General features: G+C 72.3%; 25 protein-coding genes. 10 read left to right on the forward strand and 15 right to left on the reverse strand.

Going from position 1 to position 20572, the window contains the following annotated elements:
* Positions 1 to 46: 46 nt before the first annotated feature.
* The gene (locus ACFP3V_RS06965; RefSeq protein WP_380580887.1) at positions 47 to 289 is read right to left on the reverse strand and encodes a chaplin; all 243 of its coding nucleotides are present in this window, start codon (positions 287 to 289) and stop codon (positions 47 to 49) included.
* A 221-nt stretch (positions 290 to 510) separates the two neighbouring features.
* On the opposite strand from ACFP3V_RS06965, the gene ACFP3V_RS06970 reads away from it, so the two are divergent.
* The 4 genes from ACFP3V_RS06970 to ACFP3V_RS06985 all read left to right on the forward strand — a co-directional run bounded on the left by ACFP3V_RS06970 (position 511) and on the right by ACFP3V_RS06985 (position 1894).
* Positions 511 to 750: a chaplin gene (locus ACFP3V_RS06970; protein WP_380580889.1), complete on the forward strand. Its 240-nt coding sequence runs from the start codon at positions 511 to 513 to the stop codon at positions 748 to 750.
* A gap of 217 nt (positions 751 to 967) precedes the next feature.
* The gene (locus ACFP3V_RS06975) at positions 968 to 1210 is read left to right on the forward strand and encodes a chaplin (RefSeq protein WP_380580891.1); all 243 of its coding nucleotides are present in this window, start codon (positions 968 to 970) and stop codon (positions 1208 to 1210) included.
* Positions 1211 to 1224: 14 nt separating this feature from the next.
* A complete protein-coding gene (locus ACFP3V_RS06980; RefSeq protein ID WP_380580893.1) occupies positions 1225 to 1470 on the forward strand; it encodes a chaplin in 246 nt (81 codons plus the stop codon).
* A gap of 97 nt (positions 1471 to 1567) precedes the next feature.
* Positions 1568 to 1894: a hypothetical protein gene (locus ACFP3V_RS06985; protein ID WP_380580895.1), complete on the forward strand. Its 327-nt coding sequence runs from the start codon at positions 1568 to 1570 to the stop codon at positions 1892 to 1894.
* 146 nt (positions 1895 to 2040) lie between these two features.
* Here the strand turns inward: ACFP3V_RS06985 and ACFP3V_RS06990 are convergent, their stop codons facing one another.
* Positions 2041 to 2715, reverse strand: coding sequence for a hypothetical protein (locus ACFP3V_RS06990; RefSeq protein WP_380580897.1), 675 nt, complete (start codon positions 2713 to 2715; stop codon positions 2041 to 2043).
* A 281-nt stretch (positions 2716 to 2996) separates the two neighbouring features.
* On the opposite strand from ACFP3V_RS06990, the gene ACFP3V_RS06995 reads away from it, so the two are divergent.
* The 3 genes from ACFP3V_RS06995 to ACFP3V_RS07005 are packed head-to-tail and all read left to right on the forward strand — an operon-like array spanning position 2997 to position 4065.
* On the forward strand, positions 2997 to 3335 hold the full coding sequence (locus ACFP3V_RS06995) for a rodlet layer protein (protein ID WP_380580899.1): 339 nt from the start codon (positions 2997 to 2999) through the stop codon (positions 3333 to 3335).
* 46 nt (positions 3336 to 3381) lie between these two features.
* On the forward strand, positions 3382 to 3720 hold the full coding sequence (locus tag ACFP3V_RS07000; RefSeq protein WP_380580901.1) for a rodlet layer protein: 339 nt from the start codon (positions 3382 to 3384) through the stop codon (positions 3718 to 3720).
* 3 nt (positions 3721 to 3723) lie between these two features.
* Positions 3724 to 4065 carry a rodlet layer protein gene (locus tag ACFP3V_RS07005; protein WP_380580903.1) on the forward strand — a complete coding sequence of 114 codons (342 nt, stop codon included), beginning with the start codon at positions 3724 to 3726 and terminating at the stop codon, positions 4063 to 4065.
* Between the two features lie 220 nt (positions 4066 to 4285).
* Here ACFP3V_RS07005 and hemB read toward each other — a convergent pair whose 3' ends face one another.
* From hemB to ACFP3V_RS07040, 7 genes are all read right to left on the reverse strand, one after another.
* Positions 4286 to 5266: a porphobilinogen synthase gene (hemB, locus tag ACFP3V_RS07010; RefSeq protein WP_380580905.1), complete on the reverse strand. Its 981-nt coding sequence runs from the start codon at positions 5264 to 5266 to the stop codon at positions 4286 to 4288.
* 217 nt (positions 5267 to 5483) lie between these two features.
* Positions 5484 to 7160: a bifunctional uroporphyrinogen-III C-methyltransferase/uroporphyrinogen-III synthase gene (locus ACFP3V_RS07015; RefSeq protein ID WP_380580907.1), complete on the reverse strand. Its 1677-nt coding sequence runs from the start codon at positions 7158 to 7160 to the stop codon at positions 5484 to 5486.
* A gap of 29 nt (positions 7161 to 7189) precedes the next feature.
* Positions 7190 to 8161 (reverse strand): hydroxymethylbilane synthase, encoded by a 972-nt coding sequence (hemC, locus tag ACFP3V_RS07020; RefSeq protein WP_380580909.1) that lies wholly within the window; start codon positions 8159 to 8161, stop codon positions 7190 to 7192.
* Positions 8158 to 9474, reverse strand: coding sequence for a glutamyl-tRNA reductase (locus tag ACFP3V_RS07025; RefSeq protein ID WP_380580911.1), 1317 nt, complete (start codon positions 9472 to 9474; stop codon positions 8158 to 8160). The genes hemC and ACFP3V_RS07025 overlap by 4 nt, the downstream gene beginning before the upstream one ends.
* Positions 9471 to 10256 (reverse strand): redox-sensing transcriptional repressor Rex, encoded by a 786-nt coding sequence (locus tag ACFP3V_RS07030; protein WP_380580913.1) that lies wholly within the window; start codon positions 10254 to 10256, stop codon positions 9471 to 9473. The genes ACFP3V_RS07025 and ACFP3V_RS07030 overlap by 4 nt, the downstream gene beginning before the upstream one ends.
* Before the next feature lie 101 nt (positions 10257 to 10357).
* On the reverse strand, positions 10358 to 11020 hold the full coding sequence (locus tag ACFP3V_RS07035; protein ID WP_380580915.1) for a 3'-5' exonuclease: 663 nt from the start codon (positions 11018 to 11020) through the stop codon (positions 10358 to 10360).
* A 315-nt stretch (positions 11021 to 11335) separates the two neighbouring features.
* On the reverse strand, positions 11336 to 11614 hold the full coding sequence (locus tag ACFP3V_RS07040; RefSeq protein WP_380580917.1) for a glutaredoxin family protein: 279 nt from the start codon (positions 11612 to 11614) through the stop codon (positions 11336 to 11338).
* Between the two features lie 62 nt (positions 11615 to 11676).
* On the opposite strand from ACFP3V_RS07040, the gene ACFP3V_RS07045 reads away from it, so the two are divergent.
* The 3 genes from ACFP3V_RS07045 to ACFP3V_RS07055 all read left to right on the forward strand — a co-directional run bounded on the left by ACFP3V_RS07045 (position 11677) and on the right by ACFP3V_RS07055 (position 14863).
* A complete protein-coding gene (locus ACFP3V_RS07045) occupies positions 11677 to 12564 on the forward strand; it encodes an HAD family hydrolase (protein WP_380580919.1) in 888 nt (295 codons plus the stop codon).
* A gap of 267 nt (positions 12565 to 12831) precedes the next feature.
* Positions 12832 to 13590: an ECF subfamily RNA polymerase sigma factor, BldN family gene (locus tag ACFP3V_RS07050; protein ID WP_380580921.1), complete on the forward strand. Its 759-nt coding sequence runs from the start codon at positions 12832 to 12834 to the stop codon at positions 13588 to 13590.
* Between the two features lie 109 nt (positions 13591 to 13699).
* Positions 13700 to 14863 carry a DUF5667 domain-containing protein gene (locus ACFP3V_RS07055; protein WP_380580923.1) on the forward strand — a complete coding sequence of 388 codons (1164 nt, stop codon included), beginning with the start codon at positions 13700 to 13702 and terminating at the stop codon, positions 14861 to 14863.
* Between the two features lie 152 nt (positions 14864 to 15015).
* Here the strand turns inward: ACFP3V_RS07055 and ACFP3V_RS07060 are convergent, their stop codons facing one another.
* The 6 genes from ACFP3V_RS07060 to ACFP3V_RS07085 all read right to left on the reverse strand — a co-directional run bounded on the left by ACFP3V_RS07060 (position 15016) and on the right by ACFP3V_RS07085 (position 20517).
* Positions 15016 to 16017, reverse strand: a complete 1002-nt coding sequence (locus ACFP3V_RS07060) for a lysophospholipid acyltransferase family protein (RefSeq protein WP_380580925.1) — start codon at positions 16015 to 16017, stop codon at positions 15016 to 15018.
* Entirely contained in the window at positions 16014 to 17063 is a 1050-nt protein-coding gene (locus tag ACFP3V_RS07065; protein WP_380580927.1) for an NAD-dependent epimerase/dehydratase family protein, read from the reverse strand. Before ACFP3V_RS07065 ends, ACFP3V_RS07060 begins: the two co-directional genes overlap by 4 nt.
* A gap of 90 nt (positions 17064 to 17153) precedes the next feature.
* Entirely contained in the window at positions 17154 to 17252 is a 99-nt protein-coding gene (locus tag ACFP3V_RS07070) for a 30S ribosomal protein bS22 (protein WP_003948845.1), read from the reverse strand.
* A 197-nt stretch (positions 17253 to 17449) separates the two neighbouring features.
* On the reverse strand, positions 17450 to 17659 hold the full coding sequence (locus ACFP3V_RS07075) for a helix-turn-helix domain-containing protein (RefSeq protein WP_380580929.1): 210 nt from the start codon (positions 17657 to 17659) through the stop codon (positions 17450 to 17452).
* Positions 17660 to 18151: 492 nt separating this feature from the next.
* Positions 18152 to 19321, reverse strand: a complete 1170-nt coding sequence (locus tag ACFP3V_RS07080; protein ID WP_380580931.1) for an acetoin utilization protein AcuC — start codon at positions 19319 to 19321, stop codon at positions 18152 to 18154.
* On the reverse strand, positions 19318 to 20517 hold the full coding sequence (locus ACFP3V_RS07085) for an MFS transporter (RefSeq protein WP_380580933.1): 1200 nt from the start codon (positions 20515 to 20517) through the stop codon (positions 19318 to 19320). Before ACFP3V_RS07085 ends, ACFP3V_RS07080 begins: the two co-directional genes overlap by 4 nt.
* Positions 20518 to 20572: the final 55 nt, after the last annotated feature.

The following is a 20572-nucleotide window of genomic DNA, read 5'->3' on the forward strand; positions in this document are numbered from 1 at the left end:
ACCGCGGCGACCAGCCTCTGTCCATGCCGGCGTGCGTGCCGCCGGCTCAGCCCTCGTTGACGGCGGTGTCGCCGAAGGCCGGGTTCAGCAGGCCGATCACGTTGCCGGTGACACCGGAGACGTTGACCGGGACGTGGACGGGCACCTGGCCCAGGTTGCCCGAGCCGACGCCGGGGGAGTCGGCGGCGCTGCCGGTCGCCTGGGAGCTGGCGAATGCGGCGCCGGCACCGCCGGCGACCACGCCGACGGCGACGGCGGTGAGGGCAGCGCCCTTGACCGCGTTCTTCATGTCAACCTCCGTGGGTAGAAGTCCCGCTCCGCGAGCGGGCACCCCGCACAACTCCCGCGCCGGGCGCGAAGTCACCGTCGCACCGTCAATTCACCCTGAGGCCCCCGCCGTTGACCCGATCGGATGACTGCGGCGCTGCGGGCATTTCCTGGAACCGGTCGGCTCGTTGGCATTCCCGAGGTCCGAAAAGGACACGAACCGATACGCGAAGGATTAATCGCATGAACAGCAAGCGCGGAATTCTGGTCTCCGCCGGTGTGGTCTCCCTGCTCGCGGCCGGCGCCGGTGTCGCCGCCGCCAGCTCCACCGCGACCGGTGCCGCGACCAACTCCCCCGGCGTGCTGTCCGGCAACCTGATCCAGGTCCCGGTCCACGTCCCGGTCAACGTCTGCGGCGACACCGTGAACGTGATCGGCGCGCTCAACCCGGCTTTCGGCAACTCCTGCGAGAACGAGGGCTGAGCACCCGCCGCTCGAGCCCCTCCGCTCCCCGAGGACACCCGGGAGCAGAGGGGCTCGCGGCTTCGGCACCCGCGGCGCACCCGCGCCGCGTCCGGCCCGCGCGCTGGGCTGGACGAGTGGTGCTGACGCCGCTGACGTGCCCTGCCGAGGCGCAGGGTCGTTAGCCGACATGTCCGCTCCACACGGGACGGGCACGAGATACAGAAGGACTTCCCCCATGAGCAACGTCAAGAAGGCCGCGGCGCTCTCCGCCGCCGCTGCTGCCCTGACCCTCGCCGGCGGCGGTGCCGCCATGGCCAGCTCCACCGCGACCGGCACCGCCGCCAACTCCCCCGGCGTGCTGTCCGGCAACAACATCGCCGTTCCGGTGCACGTGCCGGTGAACGTCTGCGGCGACACCGTCAACGTCATCGCGCTGCTGAACCCCGCGTTCGGCAACACCTGCGTCAACAACGGCTGAAACTGGAGTCGATCATGCTGAAGAAGACCGCTGCCGTCGCCACCGCGGCGGCCGGCCTCGCCCTCGCGGGCGCGGGCGTCGCCGCTGCGGACGCCACCGCGACCGGCGCCGCCTCCGACTCCCCCGGCGTGCTGTCCGGCAACCTGATCCAGGTCCCGGTCCACATCCCGGTCAACGTCTGCGGCGACACCGTGAACGTCATCGGTGCGCTCAACCCCGCGTTCGGCAACACCTGCGTGAACGAGACCCCGCCCTGCTGAGCAGTCGCGGAAGCACCGCCGCCCCGGCCCGACCGGGGCGGCGGCCCGACTCCCGAGGTCTCCCTCGGGAACTCCCTGAGGAATGAAGGTGCGCGAGATGTCCCGGAAGCGCCGGTTCCTGAGCGGGGTCGCGCTCGTGCTGGCCGGTGCGGCCGCCCCCGCCCCCGCGTTCGCCGCGAACCAGGTCCAGTCCCCCGAGATCGCCCCCGCGCTGGGCGGTGTCTCCGGTGCGCTGCCCTACGCGGTGCACCCGCTCGAGGCGCTGCGCCTCGACCCCATGGCCAACTCCTCCGCCGACCCGCTGGACAACGGCGTCGCCGTCCAGCCGGACAACGGCGTCCCGGAGGTCTCCTCGCTGCCGGTCACCTCCCCGCTGAGCAACGGCGGAGGCGTCGGCAGCCTCCTGGGCGGCCTGGGCAACTGAGCCCTCGCACCGCCCGAACAGAGTTTCGCCCGCTACGGCCCCGTCCTCCTTGGCCGTAGCGGGCGAATCGTTTCTGGCGCTCTCTTTGCGGGCGCTCCCTTTACCGACGAGCCGTCAGCTTGGCGAGCCGTCAGCCTGGCGGGCCGTCAGCCCGCCTGGTGCAGTGCGCCGTTGGCGCTGGCGATGACCCCGTCGAGCGGCTGCAGCAGCGACGCGTCCGAGGTCTTCTGGTCCACCGACAGCCGACCGCCGGGGCTGGTCTGCATGGTCGGGGCCTGCACCGCGGGGGCGAGGTGGTCCAGGTCCAACTGGGGCAGCGTCTGGTCGGCCGGCATCGCCCGGGTCATCCCCGGTCCGTCGTAGCTGACGGGGTGGCCCAGGCCAAGGCCCGCGCCGAGGCCGTGCACCGGCGCGGCAGGCAGGCCCAGGTGCGCGGCGTCGTCCGCGAGCGTGCCGGTGGTGGTGGGCAGCGGAGCCGAGAGGTCCAGCGCCGGGGTCCGGTCGCCGGTCTGCAGCGGCGGCACCAGCGGGTCCGGCACCAGGTCGGGACCGGCGCCCTGACCCGCCGTGGTCGGCGGGGCGAGCGGGCTCGCCGGGATCGCGCCCTGCACCCCCGCCGAGGAGGGCTTGCCGGTGATGTGCTCGAACAACCCGCCGAGCGGCACCGTGAAGGGCACCTGCTCGGGGGCCACCTGCTGCTCCACCGCCTGGGCCTGCTCCGGCGTCATCCCGGCCGCGTGTGCGGCGGTGGCGCCGGCCACGGCGAGGGCGGGGGCCGAGACGCACGCGGTGAGCGCGGCGGCCGCTCTGATCGACTGCATCCTGCTCATGCTCAACATTTCCGTTCCGTGTACGGGGACAGGCAGTACCGACCGATTGAAGCGGCGCCCCGGCCCGCAGAAACGGTTCCGCCACTCCTTCGAGGGATCGACGGGCCGTCAATTCACCTGTTTGCCACGGAATTCCGCCCGGTCGAATGACCCCGGAAACGGCGTGAAGCTGACCGGGAATCCCCCGTTCGGAGGCGCAACCGGCACTTCCCGGTCTCGTTGAACCCGACGACACGGGCGCTGAATGGCGCCCGCCTCAGAAAGGTAATCCCGTGCTCAAGAAGACCCTCGCCGCTGTCGGGCTCACCGCGGCCGCCATCGCCGCCGGTGCCGCCCCCGCCTCCGCCATCGGTGACGCGGACGGCTCGGCGCTGTCCTCCCAGGGCGCCGGCGGCACCAACGTGACCGGCACGTGGGGCGACAACAGCCCCAACTTCCACTTCCTGGACAACCCGAACATCTGCCTGCCGGAGATCCACCACGTCCAGGTCGGCGCCATCCCGGTCCAGGTCGACGTGCCGGTCGGGAACCAGCAGCTGCACCAGACCTGCAACGTCGGCCAGCCGACGCAGTCGAACGGCGACGCCCCCCTGTCGCACCTGATCGGCTGACCTTCCCCCTCTTCCCCAGCTCACGCTCACCCCGAGGAGCAATCTCATGATCAAGAAGGCTCTCGCCGGCGCCGGCCTCGTCGCCTCCGCCATGGCCTTTGCCGCCGCCCCCGCCTCCGCCATCAGCAACGCGGACGGCTCCGCCCTGTCCACCCAGGGCAACGGCGGCACCAACGTGACCGGTACCTGGGGCGACAACAGCCCGAACTTCCACACGCTGGACAACCCGAACATCTGCCTGCCGGAGATCCACCACGTCCAGGTCGGCCTCATCCCGGTCCAGGCGGACGTGCCGGTCCTCAACCAGCAGAACCACCAGATCTGCAACGTCGGCCAGACCACCCAGGCCAACGGCGACGGCCCGCTGTCGCACCTGATCGGCTGAGACATGCTGAAGAAGGCTCTGTCAGTCGTCGGAACCGCCGCCGCGGCCCTCTCCGTGGCCACGGGTTCGGCCTTCGCCCTGGGCGACACGGACGGCGGCGCGCTGTCCAGCCAGGGCGACGGCGGCACGAACATCACGGGGACCTGGGGCGACCACAGCCCCAACTTCCACGTGCTGGACAACCCGAACATCTGCCTGCCGGAGATCCACCACGTCCAGGTCGGCCTGCTGGTCCCGGTCCAGGCGGACGTCCCGGTCGGCAACCAGCAGTTGCACCAGATCTGCAACGTCGGCCACTCGACCCAGTCGAACGGCGACGGGGCGGCATCGCACCTCGTGGGCTGAGCCACGAACGCTCCGCGCGGGCGGCCGGTGAGACCATCTCCCGGCCGCCCGCTGTGCTGTGCCCGGAAGGATCCTGAACATGATCGACGTCGCCGCTCCGCGCCGGCCGGGCGCCCTGCTTCCCCACGGCATGTCACGTGCCCGTCGGGGGATCCGGTGAGCGGCACCGCCGGACGCCCGGCGGCTCCGCGGACCGGGCCGGCTCAGCCGGCCTTCGGGGTCACCGCAGGGTCCGGGCCACCTCGACGGCCCAGTAGGTGAGGATCTGCTCGGCACCGGCGCGGCGGATGGAGGTGAGGGTCTCCAGGATGGTGCGCTCGCGGTCGATCCAGCCGTTGGCCGCGGCGGCCTCGACCATCGCGTACTCGCCGGAGACCTGGTAGGCCGAGACCGGGACCGGGCTGGCGTCGGCGACCTCGCGGAGAATGTCGAGATAGGCCATGGCGGGCTTCACCATCACCATGTCCGCGCCCTCGGCGACGTCCAACTCCAGCTCGCGGAGCGACTCCCGGGCGTTGGCAGGGTCCTGCTGGTAGGTCTTGCGGTCGCCCTTGAGGGAGGACCCGACCGCCTCGCGGAACGGACCGTAGAACGCGGAGGCGTACTTCGCGGTGTAGGCGAGGATCGACACGTCCTGGTGCCCGGCCTCGTCCAGCGCCTCCCGGACGACCCGGATCTGACCGTCCATCATCCCGGAGGGCCCGACCACGTGGACGCCCGCGTCCGCCTGGACCCGGGCCATCTCGGCGTAGCGCTCCAGCGTGGCGTCGTTGTCCACGGTCCCGTCTGCGGTGAGCACGCCGCAGTGGCCGTGGTCGGTGTACTCGTCCAGGCACAGGTCCGACATGACGACGACCTGGTCGCCCACCTCGCTGACGACGTCGCGGATGGCCTGCTGCAGGATGCCGTCCGGGTTGGTGCCCTCCGAGCCGACCGCGTCCTGCACGGCGGGCACGCCGAAGAGCATGATGCCCCCGACCCCGGCCTCGGCGGCCTCGACGGCCGCCCGGCGGAGGGTGTCCCGGGTGTGCTGCACCACGCCGGGCATGGCGGTCAGCGGCTGCGGCTCGGAGATCCCCTCACGGACGAACGCGGGAAGGATCAACTCGGCGGGGTGCAGCCGCGTTTCGGCGACGAGCCGCCGCATGGCGGGTGAGACCCGCAGCCGACGCGGACGGATGAAAGGGGACTCGATTCCCATGGTGTGCCCTCACTCACTCAGTTGAGGCCCCGGCGACGCGAAGCGTCCGCGGGCCGTCTGCCAGGCGCCCCCACCGCGAGCAACGCACCACCCACGGGGGTCCGGCCCCGACCAGGACGAACCTCCCTGGGTGGTGGGCTGGTCGCGCCCACGCGGGGGAGCCGCACGGGTTCACAGCCTCGCCCCCGGCGGCTGCGCCGCCTGGGCAGGTCGCAAGCTAACGGGCCTTCCGGCGGCTGCCCGGGCGGCGTTCGCTGGGGCGGTAGACCGGCTCGCCGGCCGACAGCGCGGCGTCGCGGCGCTGCGCGCCGAACTCGGCGAGAGCGTCCGCGAGTGCGGCGACGGACGGGGCCGGGGACAGGACGTCCACGCGGAGCCCGTGCTCCTCGGCCGTCTTCGCCGTCGCGGGACCGATGCAGGCGATCACGGTCACGTTGTGCGGCTTGCCCGCGATGCCGACCAGGTTCCGAACCGTCGACGACGAGGTGAAGACCACCGCGTCGAAGCCGCCGCCCTTGATGGCCTCACGGGTCTCCGCCGGGGGCGGCGAGGCGCGGACGGTCCGGTAGGCCGTCACGTCGTCGACCTCCCAGCCCAGTTCGACGAGTCCGGCGACCAGCGTCTCGGTGGCGATGTCGGCGCGCGGCAGCAGCACCCGGTCGATCGGGTCGAAGACCGGGTCGTAGGGCGGCCAGTCCTCCAGCAGGCCCGCGGCGCTCTGTTCCCCGCTGGGGACCAGGTCGGGCTTGACGCCGAAGTCCACCAGGGCCTGGGCCGTCGTCTCGCCGACCGCCGCGACCTTGATGCCCGCGAACGCCCGCGCGTCCAGCCCGTACTCCTCGAACTTCTCCCGCACCGCCTTGACCGCGTTCACGGAGGTGAAGGCGATCCACTCGTAACGGCCGGTCACCAGGCCCTTGATGGCCCGCTCCATCTGCTGCGGGGTCCGCGGCGGCTCGACCGCGATGGTCGGCACCTCCTTGGGGACCGCGCCGTAGCCGCGGAGCTGCTCGCTCAGCGCGCCGGCCTGGTCCTTGGTGCGGGGGACCAGGACGTTCCAGCCGAACAGGGGCTTGGTCTCGAACCAGGACAGCTCCTGACGGTGCGTCACGCCCTCGCCGACGACGGCTATCACGCTGCTCTGCGGGTCCACCGGAGCGGACACCGGCGACGGCAGCACCTTCAGCGCCTTGAGCTCGGCGGCCAGCGTGCCCAGGGTCGCGCACCAGGTGCGCTGCCTGGTCGTGGTGCCGCCCAGCGTCACCGAGACCGGGGTGTCGGGCTTGCGGCCGTGCGCGACCAGCGTCTGGGCCTGGGCGGGCAGGGAGCCCAGGACCGAGCGGACGACCAGCGTGGCGTCGCTGCCGCCCAGTTCGTCCCAGACGGCGTCGGGGAGGAGGCCGGTGGCCTCGACGAAGCGGACGTCCGCGCCGGTGCCGGCGCGCAGCGGGACGCCGGCGTAGGCGGGCACGCCCACGGACTGGGCGATGCCGGGCACCACCTCGAACGGCACGCCGGCGCGGGCGCAGGCCAGCATCTCCTCGGCGGCGCGGCCGTCCAGGCCGGGGTCGCCGTCGACGGTGCGGACCACGCGCTTGCCGGCCTTGACCGCGGCGAAGAAGCGGCTGACGGTGTCGACCGCGGCCGCCGCACCGTCGCCGAGGACGGCGTCGTCGTCGAGGACGAAGGTGTCGGCCAGGTCCGCGCCGTGCAGTTCGACGTTCTCGCGGCAGTGGGCGCGGACCGCCTCGGCGGTCAGCGGGTCGGCCACCAGGACGTCCGCGGAGGCCAGCACCTCGACCGCGCGCAGGGTCAGCAGACCGGGGTCGCCGGGGCCGGCGCCCAGGAAGGTGATCTGGCCGCAGCCGGTTCGCGGGGCGGGAAGGTTCTGCACGGTGCTGGTCCCAATACTGCTCGTGGGGCTCACTTGATTCGCTCCCCCATCAGACCGGCGGCGCCCTCGGCGAGCATCCGGGCCGCGAGCGCGCGACCCAGCTCCTCGGGCGATCCCGTGCCGGTGGCGGACAACTGGACGACGGTGGCTCCGTCGACGGTGCCGACGAGGGCCCGCAGGGTGGTCTCGCCCTGCGGGGTACTGGAGGCGAGCGCGCCGACCGGGGCGGAGCAGCCGGCCTCCAGGGCGGCCAGCAGGGCGCGTTCGGCGGTGACCGCGGCCCGGGTCGGAGCGTGGTCCAACGCGGCCAGGGCACTGGCCAGTTCGGCGTCCGCGGCGGAGCACTCGACGGCGAGCGCACCCTGACCGGGCGCGGGGAGCATCAGCTCGCTGTCCAGGATCTGGGTGGCCTCGCCGAGGCGGCCCAGCCGGTTGAGGCCGGCGGCGGCGAGGACGACGGCGTCGAGCTCGCCGGAGGCGACGTAGCCGATCCGGGTGTCCACATTGCCGCGGATCGCGACGGACTCGATACTCGCGCCCGTCTCCCGCGCCCAGGAGTTGAGTTGGGCCAGGCGGCGGGGGGAGCCGGTGCCGATGCGGGCGGGGCGGCCGCTGTGCGCGGACTTCTCCACCAGCTCCTGCAGGCTCAGCCCGTCCCGGGCGACCAGCGCGTCGCGCGGGTCCTCGCGCTCGGGCACGGCGGCGAGCACCAGGCCCTCGGGGGCGGCGGTGGGCAGGTCCTTGAGCGAGTGCACGGCGAGGTCGATGTCGCCCGCGAGCAGCGCGTCGCGCAGCGCGGAGACGAACACGCCGGTGCCGCCGATCTGCGCCAGGGCCTCGCGGGAGGTGTCGCCGTAGGTGGTGATCTCCACCAGCTCCACCTGACGTCCGGTCAGTTCGGCGACGGCCTTGGCCACCATCCCCGACTGGGCCATGGCCAGCGCGCTGCGCCGGGTGCCGAGACGCAGCGGGGGGTGGTCGGTGCCGATTTGATCACTCATGAGATCATCCTGGGAGGACGGGCGGTGCTGATGCTCGAGACGGCTGCCGGGTCGAGGTCGAAGAGTTCGCGCAGGGCCTCGGCATAGGAGGAGCCGCCGGGTTCGGCGGCAAGCTGCTTGGCGCGCACGGTCGGTGAGTGCAGCAGCTTGTCCACCACGCGGCGGACGGTCTGCTGCAGTTCGGCGCGGGTGCGGTCGTCCAGCTCGGGCAGGCGCCCGTCGAGCCGGTCGAGTTCGGCGGCGACGACCTCGGACGCCATCGCGCGCAGGGCGACCACGGTCGGGGTGATCGCGGCGGCGCGCTGGGCCGCGCCGAATGCCTCGACCTCCTCGCCGACGATGCGGCGGACCACATCGACGTCGCGCGCCCCCGAGTCCGACCGCTGCGCGGCCTCGGCCAGCGTCTCCAGGTCCACCAGGTGCACGCCGTCGATCTCGTGGGCCTCGGCGGAGACGTCGCGCGGCATGGCCAGGTCGAGCAGGGCGAGCGGCGCGGTGCCGGGCGGGCGCTTGGCGGCGGCGGCCCGGATGTCGTCGGTGTCGAGCACGATCCCGGCCGCCCCGGTACAGGACACGACCAGGTCGGCCTCGGCCAGGGCCACCGCGACCTGGTCGAACGGGAGGGCGGTACCGCCGAGTTGGGCGGCGAGACGTTCCGCCTTCTCCTGGGTCCGGTTGGCGATCACCAGTTCGGCGACAGCTTCGCGGGCGAGCGTCGCCGCGGCGAGGCTGCTCATCGAACCGGCGCCGACGACCAGGGCGCGCTTGCCCGCGATCGGCCCGGCGGCCAGGGCGACCCGCTCCAGGCCGAAGGTGACCAGCGACTGGCCCGCCTTGTCGATGCCGGTCTCGCTGTGGGCGCGCTTGCCGACCCGGAGCGCCTGCTGGAACAGCTCGTTGAGGCTGCGTCCGGCGGTGTCCTGCTCCTGGGCGAGGGAGAGCGCGTCGCGCAGCTGCCCGAGGATCTGGCCCTCGCCGACCACCATCGAGTCCAGGCCGCAGGCCACCGAGAAGACGTGGTGGACGGCGCGGTCCTCGTAGTGGACGTACAGGTGCTGGGTCAGCTCGTCCAGGGCGACGCCGCTGTGCTCGGCGAGCAGCCCGGACAACTGCTCCAGGCCGGCGTGGAACTTGTCCACGTCCGCGTAGAGCTCGACCCGGTTGCAGGTGGAAAGCAGCGCCGCCTCCGCGACCGGCGCGGCCGCGGCCATGGCCTGCAGCAGCGCGTCGCGGGCGGCGCCGGTGAGGGAGGTGCGCTCGAGCAGGGCGACGGGCGCGCTGCGGTGGCTGAGGCCGACTACCAAGAGGCTCATCCGGCCGCCTCCTCCAGGGTCACGTGCGGGGCCGCGTGCTCCCGCGCCCGCCGCGAGACTACTGCGACAGAGGCCGCCTCGGGCGCAGCCACCGACTCGTCGGCGGACTTGCGCTGCTCATGGAAGGCGAGGATCTGCAGCTCGATCGACAGGTCCACCTTCCGCACGTCTACCCCGTCCGGGACGGAGAGAACGGTCGGCGCGAAGTTGAGGATGGAGGTGACGCCGGCCGCGACCAGCCGGTCGCAGACCTGCTGGGCGGCGCCGGGCGGGGTGGTGATCACACCGATGGACACCCGGTCCGCGGCGATGATCTCCTCCAACTCGTCCATGTGGCGCACCGGGAGGCCGGCGACCTGCTGCCCCGTCAGGTTGGGGTCGGCGTCCAGCAGGGCCGCGACGCGGAAGCCGCGGGAGGCGAACCCGCCGTAGTTGGCCAGGGCGTGGCCCAGGTTTCCGATGCCGACGATGACCACGGGCCAGTCCTGGGTCAGACCCAGCTCGCGGGAGATCTGGTAGACGAGGTACTCGACGTCGTAGCCGACCCCGCGGGTGCCGTAGGAACCGAGGTAGGAGAAGTCCTTGCGCAGCTTGGCCGAGTTGACACCGGCGGCCGCGGCGAGCTCCTCGGAGGAGACGGTGGGCACCGAGCGCTCGGACAGCGCGGTCAGCGCGCGCAGGTAGAGGGGAAGCCGCGCGACCGTGGCGTCAGGGATTCCCCGACCGCGCGAGCGGCGCTCGCCCGGGGTGGGGCTGCTGGGGGTGGATCGGCCAGTGGACACGATGCTCCTGCGGGTGAAGCTCGGCTGTGCACGCCAGGCTATGCGTTTGTGAACGCGTGCACAAAGATGATGTCCGATTTGTCCATAGGGAGTGACGCGCATCACGCCACCCCCGCGGAACCGGGCAGAACGCCGTACGGTACGGCGTACGCAGCGGGCCGGGGCAGGGTCGGACCCGAACGGGCACGCAGCGTCGGCCAGTTGAGCGCGGACGCGCGTTCGACGACGGCCCCGAGTTCGAGCCCTGCGGCCCGGGCCGGCATCACGCAGCGACGGAACAGGTCCGCGGTGGCCCGGGCGTCCCCGAGCGCGGTGTGCGCGTCGTGCGGAGGCAGCCCGAACGCCTCCAGGCAGGCCGCGAGCGAGCGGCCGCGGTGCGCGGACCCGAGGGCCCGCTCGGTGAGCGCCATGGTGCACAGCGTCCGCAGCTCCGGGAGCACGATGCCGATGCGCGCGAACTCACGCTGGAGAAACGCTTCGTCACAACGGACGTGATGACCTACGACCACGCGGCCGCGCAGGAGGGAGAGGAGCTTCGGCGCGATGTCCCGGAACCGGGGGGCGCCGACGACGTGCGACTGCTCGATCCGGTGCACCTCGGTGGGGCCGACGGGCCCCCGCGGATCGACGAGGGTGCTGAACTCGTCCTCGGTGCGAAGCAGGGGATAGTCGAGCAGCACCACGCCCACCTCCACGACGCGGTGCCGCCAGGGGCTCCGCCCACTGGCCTCGACGTCGACGACGGCGATGCCTCGGGATAGCACGCTCCACCTCTCGAGGTCGTACCCCCCTCGGCACAAAACCTCTCGATGGTAAGCGCACAAACGGGCAAGCCCGTAGCCCTGACATCCCCCTGTACCGGGAGATTCCGGACACAGCGATGCCGTACCGCAACCTCTTCGCAACCAGCGCTACCCCCGGGGGGCGAGCCCCCGGGGGCGCGAGGAACTGCGCGACCAGCCCGCCACTCGGGAAGGTTCGTCCCGCACATGGGGTCGGACCTCCCGCGGGGTGTGTTGCTCGCGCCGTTCCTCGCGCCCCTGAGGGCCCCGGCGGGCCCATGAGAGCGCCTGCGGGGCCTAAGCGCCCAGCGCCTTGCGGAGGCGGGCCGGGTCGACGCGCCAGAAGTCGTGCTGGCGGCCGTCGATGAGGGTCACCGGAATCTGCTCCCAGTACTTCCGGTGCAGCTCCGGGTCCTCATTGATGTTCAGTTCCTCGACGGCGAAGCCGAGTTCCTCCGCCAGCTCCGTGATCACCGCCCGTGCGTCGTCGCACAAGTGGCAGTCGGGCTTCCCGATCAGCGTGACCACGCGGTCCTTGGGCTCGGGGCGGCGACGGATGAGGCTCATACCGACCATTCTGTCCCGGCACACCACTCGGCGTTAACACGGGCTTCCCGCGCCCTGGCTATGCTCGCAGCATGGCCAGGCTGCGCAAGCTCTCCGAGGTGACGCGTCCCTCCACCCTGCTCGCCGGTGCGGCCTCCGCCGAGGCGGCGACCGAGGCCGAAGTCCTGGAGCCGGCGCCGGAGGACCCGACCGCCGCGGCCTTCTTCGACTGCGACAACACGGTCATGCAGGGGGCCGCCATCTTCCACCTGGGCCGGGGGCTCTACAAGCGCAAGTTCTTCAGCAGCCGCGAACTCCTGCGCTTCGCCTGGCAGCAGGCCTACTTCCGGCTCAACGGCGCGGAGAACGCCGGGCACATGGCCGATGCCAAGGAGAGCGCGCTCGGCATCGTCCAGGGTCACAAGGTCGCCGACCTGGAGGCCATCTGCGAGGACGTGTTCGACGAGTACATGGCCGAGAAGATCTGGCCGGGCACCCGCGCGCTGGTGCGCATGCACCTCGAATCCGGCCAGCGCGTCTGGCTGGTGACAGCGGCCCCGCAGGAGGCGGCACGGGTGATCGCGGCGCGCCTGGGGATGACCGGGGCGCTGGGCACCGTCGCCGAGCAGTTGAACGGCGTCTACACCGGCCGTCTGGTCGGCGAGCCGCTGCACGGTCCGGCCAAGGCCGAGGCCGTGAAGGCGCTGGCCGCCCGCGAGGGGCTGGACCTGTCCCGCTGCGCGGCCTACAGCGACTCGGCCAACGACATCCCGATGCTCTCGCTCGTGGGCCACCCCTACGTCATCAACCCGGACTCCGAACTGCGCCGCCACGCCCGGCGCGAGGGCTGGCGGGTACGGGACTTCCGCACCGGCCGCAAGGCCGCGCGGGTGGGCATCCCGGCCGGCGCCGGGCTGGGGGCCGCGGCGGGTGGGACTGCGGCCGCCATGGCCATCTACCGCCGCCGGTACCGTCGCTGACACCTGATCAGTTCTGACCGACCCCGCTCGCGCACGCGATCGGGGTTCTCGGCGCGCACGCCCGGGAACGCGCCGGTGAACAGTCAGCTCACCCTCACGCGGCGTCAACTCCCAGCGCTGTCATGGTCATCCATTCGGTCACAATGCGCCACCAAGCCGTAACGGAAGTGACCGAAGCGGTGAATTCGACAACACGGTGTAGCTGTTGTTGCACGAAGCGTTATCCTCATCCAGCGGTCCCGCACCAAGTCCTGCCCTGGGAGTCCCGTGTACCCACACGTCCGGAACGACGCGCCTGCACTGTCCGCCGGTCTGGAGCTGCTGCGCACACTGGTCCGCCGCGAACTGCAGCTCCCCGTCCCCGCCTACGCACTCGCCGGCGGCCCGGCCTTCGCCACCGTCGCGCCCGTGGCCCTGCGCACCCGGACCTCCTCCCCCGCCCGCCCGCGCACGGCGACCGGTCCCGGTCCCGAGGCGGCGGCCAACCCCGTCATGGAGCTCGTCGGCCGGGCGCAGGAGGGGGACGGCGAGGCCTTCGGCGCGCTGTACGACCACTACGCGGACACCGTCTACCGGTACATCTACTACCGGGTCGGCAGCAGGGCCACGGCCGAGGACCTGACCAGCGAGACCTTCCTGCGCGCGCTGCGCCGGATCGGCACGTTCACCTGGCAGGGGCGCGACTTCGGCGCCTGGCTGGTCACCATCGCCCGGAACCTGGTGGCGGACCACTTCAAGTCCAGCCGCTTCCGGCTGGAGGTCACCACGGGGGAGATGCTCGACTCGAACCAGGTCGAGCCGAGTCCCGAGGAGTCGGTGCTGGAGTCCCTGTCCAACGCCGCGCTGCTGGAAGCCGTGCGCAGGCTCAATCCACAGCAGCAGGAGTGCGTGACGCTGCGCTTCCTGCAGGGCCTGTCCGTGGCCGAGACCGCCCGGATCATGGGCAAGAACGAAGGGGCGATCAAGACCCTCCAGTACCGAGCGGTGCGCACGCTCGCCCGACTCCTGCCGAGCGACGCCCGTTGAGACGGATATCCACCCCGATCGTGTACCCTGCGGGCCCCGTAACCCGCCCCCGTCGCGGCTCGTTGCGCTCTGTGGGAGTAGCCGACAACGACGAGAGGAGGTGCTGCCCGTGACAGTCAGTGTGATGGAACACCGCAGGGCGAGAGCCTTCGCCGACGCTGTGGAGGACCGCTCCGCGGCCGCACCGGACGAGGGCGGCCTGCTGGCACTGGTGGACGCCCTGGGAGAGGTCGCGGCCCCGGGCCTCGACCCGCAGGTGCGGATGACCCAACGTGCCCTGCTGATGGCCGAGTTCGAGCGCACCTTCGCGGGCGGGGCCGGTGCGGCCGTGCCCGCGCCGCGCCGGCGCGGCGCGCACCGGGCCGCCCGGGTGCTCACCCCGGGCACCCGCTGGGGTCGCCGCCTGGCCCTGGGCGGCATCGCCGCGACCATGGCCTTCGGCACCATCGGCGGCGTGGCCACCGCCAGCACCTCGTCGCTGCCCGGCGAGGGCCTGTACGGCATGAAGCGCGGCCTGGAGGACCTGCGGCTGAACCTGGCCGGCAGCGACGCCGAGCGCGGCCGCCTGCTGCTCGACCAGTCGGCCACCCGGATGGCCGAGGCCCAGGCGCTGCTCGCCGAGCACCACGGCGGTCAGGGGCTGAGCCCGGACACGGTCGCCGCGGTGCACCGCGCCCTCAGCGACATGAAGGCGGAGGGTACCCGCGGCCGGGACCTGCTCAACGCCATCTACCGGCGCAGCCACCAACTGGAGCCGCTGCGCCAGCTGGCCGCCTTCGCCGACACGCAGAGCCTGCGGCTGGCCCAGCTGGAGCCCCGACTCCCGGACCAGCTCGACCCGATCGCGGGTCAGGTGCACCAGTTCCTCAGCGGGATAAGCACAGAGGTGGAGACGCTGCTGCCGGCCGCCCCCGTCCCGGGCGGAACGCCGCAGGCGGGCCAGTCGTCCCCGACGAGCCACCTCGGCGACCCCACGTCCGTCCCCCGCGGGGCGACGAGCGCGGGGACCGGCACCAGCCCGAGCATGGCGGCCTCGCCTTCCGCGACCCCGAGCCCGTCCGGTTCCACGACGAGCGGCACCGGTGTCCTCGGCGGGGTGGGCGGTGTCGGCGGCGTGACCGGCGTCCTCACCGGTTCCTCGCCCTCGGCGACGCCGTCGGACTCCCCGAGTCCGTCGTCGTCCACGTCCTCCGACGGCCACGGCCTCACCATCCCGCCCCTCCTGCCGGGCCTCCTCCCCACCATCGGTATCGGCCTCTCCGGCGGCGGGTGACCGCACCGCCCCGAGGAAGTTGCGCCAACAGCACACCACCCGCGGAGGTCCGTCCCGATCAGACGGGTCGAACCTCCGCGGGTGGTGTGCTGCTCACGCTGGTGGCATCTCCCGCCCGAAGGGTGGCAGTTCCTCGCCCCCCGCGGGGTCCCTCAGAAGAAGACGGACCGGCGCTGGACCAGCAGCTTGTAAAGACTGTGCTGGATCGTCTCCCGCACCTGGTCCGTCAGGTTGAACATCAGCATGGGGTCGTCCGCCGCCTCGGGCGGGTACCCGTCCGTCGGGATCGGCTCGCCGAACTGGATCGTCCACTTCGTCGGCAGCGGCACCAGCCCCAGCGGACCCAGCCACGGGAACGTGGGCGTGATCGGCACGTACGGGACACCCAGGATCCGCGCCAGCGTCCGCGCGTTCCCGATCATCGGGTAGATCTCCTCCGCGCCCACGATCGAGCACGGGACGATGGGCACACCGGCCCGCAGCGCACTCGAGACGAACCCGCCCCGGCCGAAGCGCTGCAGCTTGTACCGCTCCGCGAAGGGCTTGCCGATCCCCTTGAAGCCCTCCGGCCAGACCCCGACGATCTCGCCGTTCTCCAGCAGCCGCTGTGCGTCCTCGTTGCAGGCCAGCGTGTGACCGGCCTTGCGGGCCAGCTCGTTGACGCCGGGCAGCACGAAGACCAGGTCCGCCGCGAGCATCCGCAGGTGCCGGTCGGCGTGGTCGTGGACGGCCACCTGGGTCATGACCGCGTCCAGCGGCAGCACCCCGCTGTGGTTGGCCACCAGCAGAGCGCCGCCCTTGGCGGGGATGTTCTCGGCGCCGCGGACCTCCAGGCGGAAGTACTTCTCCGCCAGCGGCCGGGCCAGGTTCAGCAGCACGCCCTCGGTCAGCTCGGCGTCGAAGCCGAACTCGTCCACCTGGTACTCGCCCGTCAGCCGGCGCCGCAGGAAGCCCAGGCCGTTGGCGGCCTTGCGCTCCCAGCCCCGTCCCAGCACCCGGTCGGCCACACCTACAGCCGCCTGCAGCAGCGGGTTTGACGCCCCCTCAGCCACGGCGGGCCGCTCCTCGGACGTCGGCTCCGGCCGCAGCGGGATCACCTTCGCCTCGGACCGGTCCTGCTCCTGCCAGTCCTGCCGCTCCCCCGCCGAGCTCATTCGGTGCCTCCTCTGGTGAGCAACTGGGCTGTCCCGTCGGTCAGTCGGGCCACCGTCCGGGGTGGGACGAGTCCCGGACGGAGGCTGCGGGCGAGATCGTCGAGCGCGGACTCGGTCGTGTGCGCGGGCGTGTAGCCGAAGGCCTCGCGCAGCATCGTGGTGTCCACCACCCGGCCGTGGGTGAGCAGCCGCAGCTGCTCGGGGGAGAAGTCGAGCAGCCGGGTGCCGCGGGCCAGGCCCGCGATCCAGCTGACCGCCGGGAGCAGCATCGGCACCGTCGGCTTGCCGAGCCGCCGGGCCGCCTGCGAGAGCACCATCACGCCCGCTCCGGCGACGTTGAAGGTGCCGCTGTTGGTCGTCCCCCGGCGGGCCTCGCCCGCCGCGAGCAGCAGCGTCTCCACGGCGTCGTCCTCGTGGATGAACTGCAGCCGCGGGTCGTAACCGAGCACGGTCGGCAGCACCGGCAGGTTGAAGTACTCGTTCAGCGGCGTGTCCGCGGCCGGCCCGACGATGTTGGCGAAGCGCAGCACGCACACGGCGACGTCGGGGCGGCGCCGGGCGAAGCCGCGGACGTAGCCCTCGACCTCCACGGCGTCCTTGGCGAAGCCGCCGGTGGGCAGCACCTTGGGCTGCATCGCCTCGGTGAAGACGGCCGGGTCGCGCGGGGCCGAACCGTAGACGCTGGTGGTGGACTTGACGACCAGTCGCTCCACGGTCGGGGACTTCTGCACGGCCGCGAGCAGCTGCATCGTCCCGATGACGTTGGTCTCCTTGACGCTCGACCTGCTCGTCGAGCCGAGCAGGGTGGTGGAGACGTTGAGGTGGACCACGGTGTCGACGCCGTACTCCGCGATCACCCGGGCGATGGTGGGGCGGCGGATGTCGGCGCGGACGAAGGTGTAGCGGGCCGGGCCGTCGAGGTCGTGCTCGGAGGGCTGGGTGTCGACGCCGACCACCAGTTCGACGCCGGGCCGGCGGCGGAGGCTGCGCACGAAGCGGCTGCCCAGGTGCCGCGCCACGCCCGTGACGAGTACGACGCTGCCCATGCCGCCTCCGTTTCCGGATATGAAGAAGCCGCCCGCACCGACCCTATCGTCGGCGCGGACGGCTTTCACGCCGCTGCTTGCGCAGGGCGCTTACTTCTTGTTGCGACGCTGGACGCGAGTGCGCTTCAGAAGCTTGCGGTGCTTCTTCTTCGCCATGCGCTTGCGACGCTTCTTGATGACAGAACCCATCTGACACCCCTCACTCACTGGACAAACCCGCAAGTGCGGGAGTCAGAGTCCAAACGACTGATGTGGGCCAACAGCCTACCGAAGACCCTCACGGTGAACGAAATCCGACCCGGGGAGCCGAGGCCCCGCCGGGTCGGAGGTGGTGCTGTGTCGTGCTGTGGTGCTGTGTCGTGCTGTGGTGCCGCGCGATGGTGCGCCTACGCCGTCTCCCGCCCGACATAGGACTCGCGGAGGTAGTCGTGGACTGCCTGTTCCGGGACCCGGAAGGAGCGGCCCACGCGTATCGCGGGCAGCTCGCTGCTGTGCACCAGGCGGTACACGGTCATCTTCGACACTCGCATCACCGCGGCGACCTCCGCCACGGTGAGGAAGTTGACCTCGTTCAGAGGCCGCTCTCCAGACGCCATGACAACACCGAACCTTCTCCGTGTGACGGGCACCGGCTTCCCCTCCGGTGACTCCAGCCAGCACACGCGTATCCCCAGAGTAGTTGCGGGTGGTACGGGTGGGAAGAGGGATATCCGGCCGGAAATTACGGAGACGGACCAGCCTGTTGCAGTACGTAAGCGGTCAGCAGTTCGAATCAGGCGGTGCCGACCGAGCCGTCGAGGAGGGTGGACGGTACGACGAGGCCCGCTGCGATCCGGAAGCAGCACGCGAGTCGTGTCGCGGTCCGCCGGACCTGCGTTTCTCGGCCTCGCCCTGGGCACGCTCCGCACGCGGCCCGGGCCGCCCGTACCAGCTCGCGGGGCCGGCCGGCCGCCAGGGACGGGGTGTGCGGAGCGAGCCGGACTGGCTGCGGGGAGCGGTTGTGCCGGTGGTGCCGGAGTTTATGCATCGCTCCGGCGGATTGGCCGATTCTGACCGACGACCGCCGCTGCCTTCGGTCACCGGAAGGGTCACGGCAGGATGCCGTGGTGCGGGAACACCGCCTTGCGGGTCGCCCGGACCGCCTGGTCGAGCCGGTCCGCCGGGTCGTAGCCCGCGTCGAAGTCCTGGTACTCGGCCGTGCCGCCGTCGGTCATCCGGCGCGGGGCCAGGGCGCGGGTGAGCCGGGTGACCTCGGCGCGCCAGTCCTCGGGGGTGGGCGTCTGCGGGTCCACCGGGTGCCCGGCCGCGATCGCCGTCAGATGCGCCCATGTGCGCGGGACCACGTCCGCCACCGCGTAACCGCCGCCGCCCAGCGCCACCCAGCGGTCCCCGGTCAACTCAGCCGCCAGTTCCGCGACCGCGAGCGCGACCGCGCGCTGGGCGTCGACGGTCACGGCGAGGTGCGCGAGCGGGTCCTCGACATGGGTGTCCGCGCCGTGCTGACTGACGATCACCTGCGGGTCGAAGGCCCGCAGCAGCGGCGGCACCACGGCGTGGAAGGCCCGCAGCCAGCCGGCGTCGCCGGTGCCGGGCGGCAGCGCGACGTTGGCGGCGAAGCCCTGCGCGTCCGGGCCGCCGTTCTCCTCGGGCCAGCCCGTCTGGGGGAACAGGGTCCTCGGGTGCTCGTGCAGGGAGATGGTCAGCACGCGGGGGTCGTTCCAGAAAGCGCGCTCGACGCCGTCGCCGTGGTGGACGTCCACATCCACGTAGGCCACGCGCTCCGCGCCCAGCTCCAGCAGCCGGGCCACGGCCAGGGCGGCGTCGTTGTAGACGCAGAAGCCGGAGGCGCTGCCCGCGTGCGCGTGGTGCAGACCGCCCGCGAAATTGACGGAGTGTCCGCCCTCGCGCCAGACCTCCTCGGCCGCCGCCACCGACTGTCCCGCGATCAGCGCGGACGCCTCGTGCATCGCGGCGAACGCCCAGTTGTCGTCGGTGCCCAGGCCGCGGCCCGGATCGGGCTCGCCGGTCTCGGCGACCCGACGGACCGCCGCGATGTAGTCGGCCTCGTGGACCAGCCGCAGGGTGGAGTCCCCGGCGGGCGGGGAGGCGACGACCCGGACGCCCGGCAGGGCGTCGATGCCGAGGGCGTGGACCAGGTCCCGGGTCAGCCGCAGCCGGACCGGGTCCATCGGGTGGCCCTGCCCGAAGTCGTACCGGGTCAGGGCGTCGTCCCAGTGGATCCTCAGCGCGTCCGTCATGCCGACACGGTATCGGGCTCCGCAGCCGGGACGGCCTCCGCCCCGAAGGAGGGGGCGACCAGCAGGATGCCCAGCACCAGCACCATCGGCACCGCCATCGCGGCCCGGTAGCCCATGCCCCCGGCCAGGCCGCCGACGAGCGGCGAACCGACGAGGAAGCCCACGTAGTTGAAGATGTTCAGCCGGGCCACCGCGGCGTCCGACTGCTGCGGGAACAGGCGTCCGCCCGCGGCGAAGACCTGCGGCACGATGACGCTGATGCCCAGGCCCACCACGGCGAAGGCGACCACGGCGACCCAGGGCGTGGGCGCGAGCGCGGTCAGCGCGAAGCCGGTCGCGCACACCACGGCGCCGACGCGGACGGTCCGGGCGCTGCCCCAGTGCTGCACCCGGGAGTCGCCGAGCAGGCGGCCCAACAGCATGACCGCCATATAGGCGTTGTAGGGGACGGTGGTCATCTGCTCGCTGGAGTGCAGGCCGTCCTGGAGGTACTTGGCCGACCAGTTGGAGACCGTGGCGTCTCCGATGTACGCCACGCACATGGCCAGGCAGAGCGGCAGCAGCGGCTTCCACGGGATCCGCGCGGGCGCCGCCTGCGCCGCCTCGGCCACGGCCCTGCCCAGCTCGGCCGGCCCGGCGTACCAGACCCCGGCGACGAGGACGACCGCGGCGACGGCGAGACCGGTGGCCCCGAACATCGTCAACAGGCTGAGGTGGAAGTGCACTTGGGCCCAGGCGAGGGAAGCCCCCAGGATGCCGCCGATGCTGTAGGCGGCGTAGAAGCTCTGCATGATGCTGCGCCCGTAGCGGTGCTGCAGCGCGACGGCGGACATCGCCTGGCTGGCGTCCAGCCCGCCCACGGCCAGGCCGAAGGCGGCGAGCGCGAGGGCCGCCTGCCAGAGCCTGTCGCCGGCGCCGATGCCCAGGAGGGTGAGCCCGACGAGGGGTTGGACCACTCGGAGGACGGCACGCGGGGAGGTCTTCTTGACCACCCACTCCATGCTGAGCGAGCCCACCCCGGCCAGGATCGGGACGGCGGCGAGGAAGACCGGCAGCAGGCCGTCGGAGATGCCGTACTGCTTCTGGATGCCCGGGATGCGGGTCACCAGCAGGGCGAACAGGGCGCCCTGCGCCACGTAGCTGACCAGCAGGGCGGCGCGTGCCTCGCGCAGTCTGCCCGAGATCCCGGAATCCATGGCGGCGAGACTACGGTCCAGTAGCTTTCCGGGGAACCCCCTCCGGGTGGGTGAT

Source organism: Streptacidiphilus monticola (assembly GCF_042658505.1).
GTDB classification, from domain to species: Bacteria; Actinomycetota; Actinomycetes; order Streptomycetales; family Streptomycetaceae; genus Streptacidiphilus; species Streptacidiphilus monticola.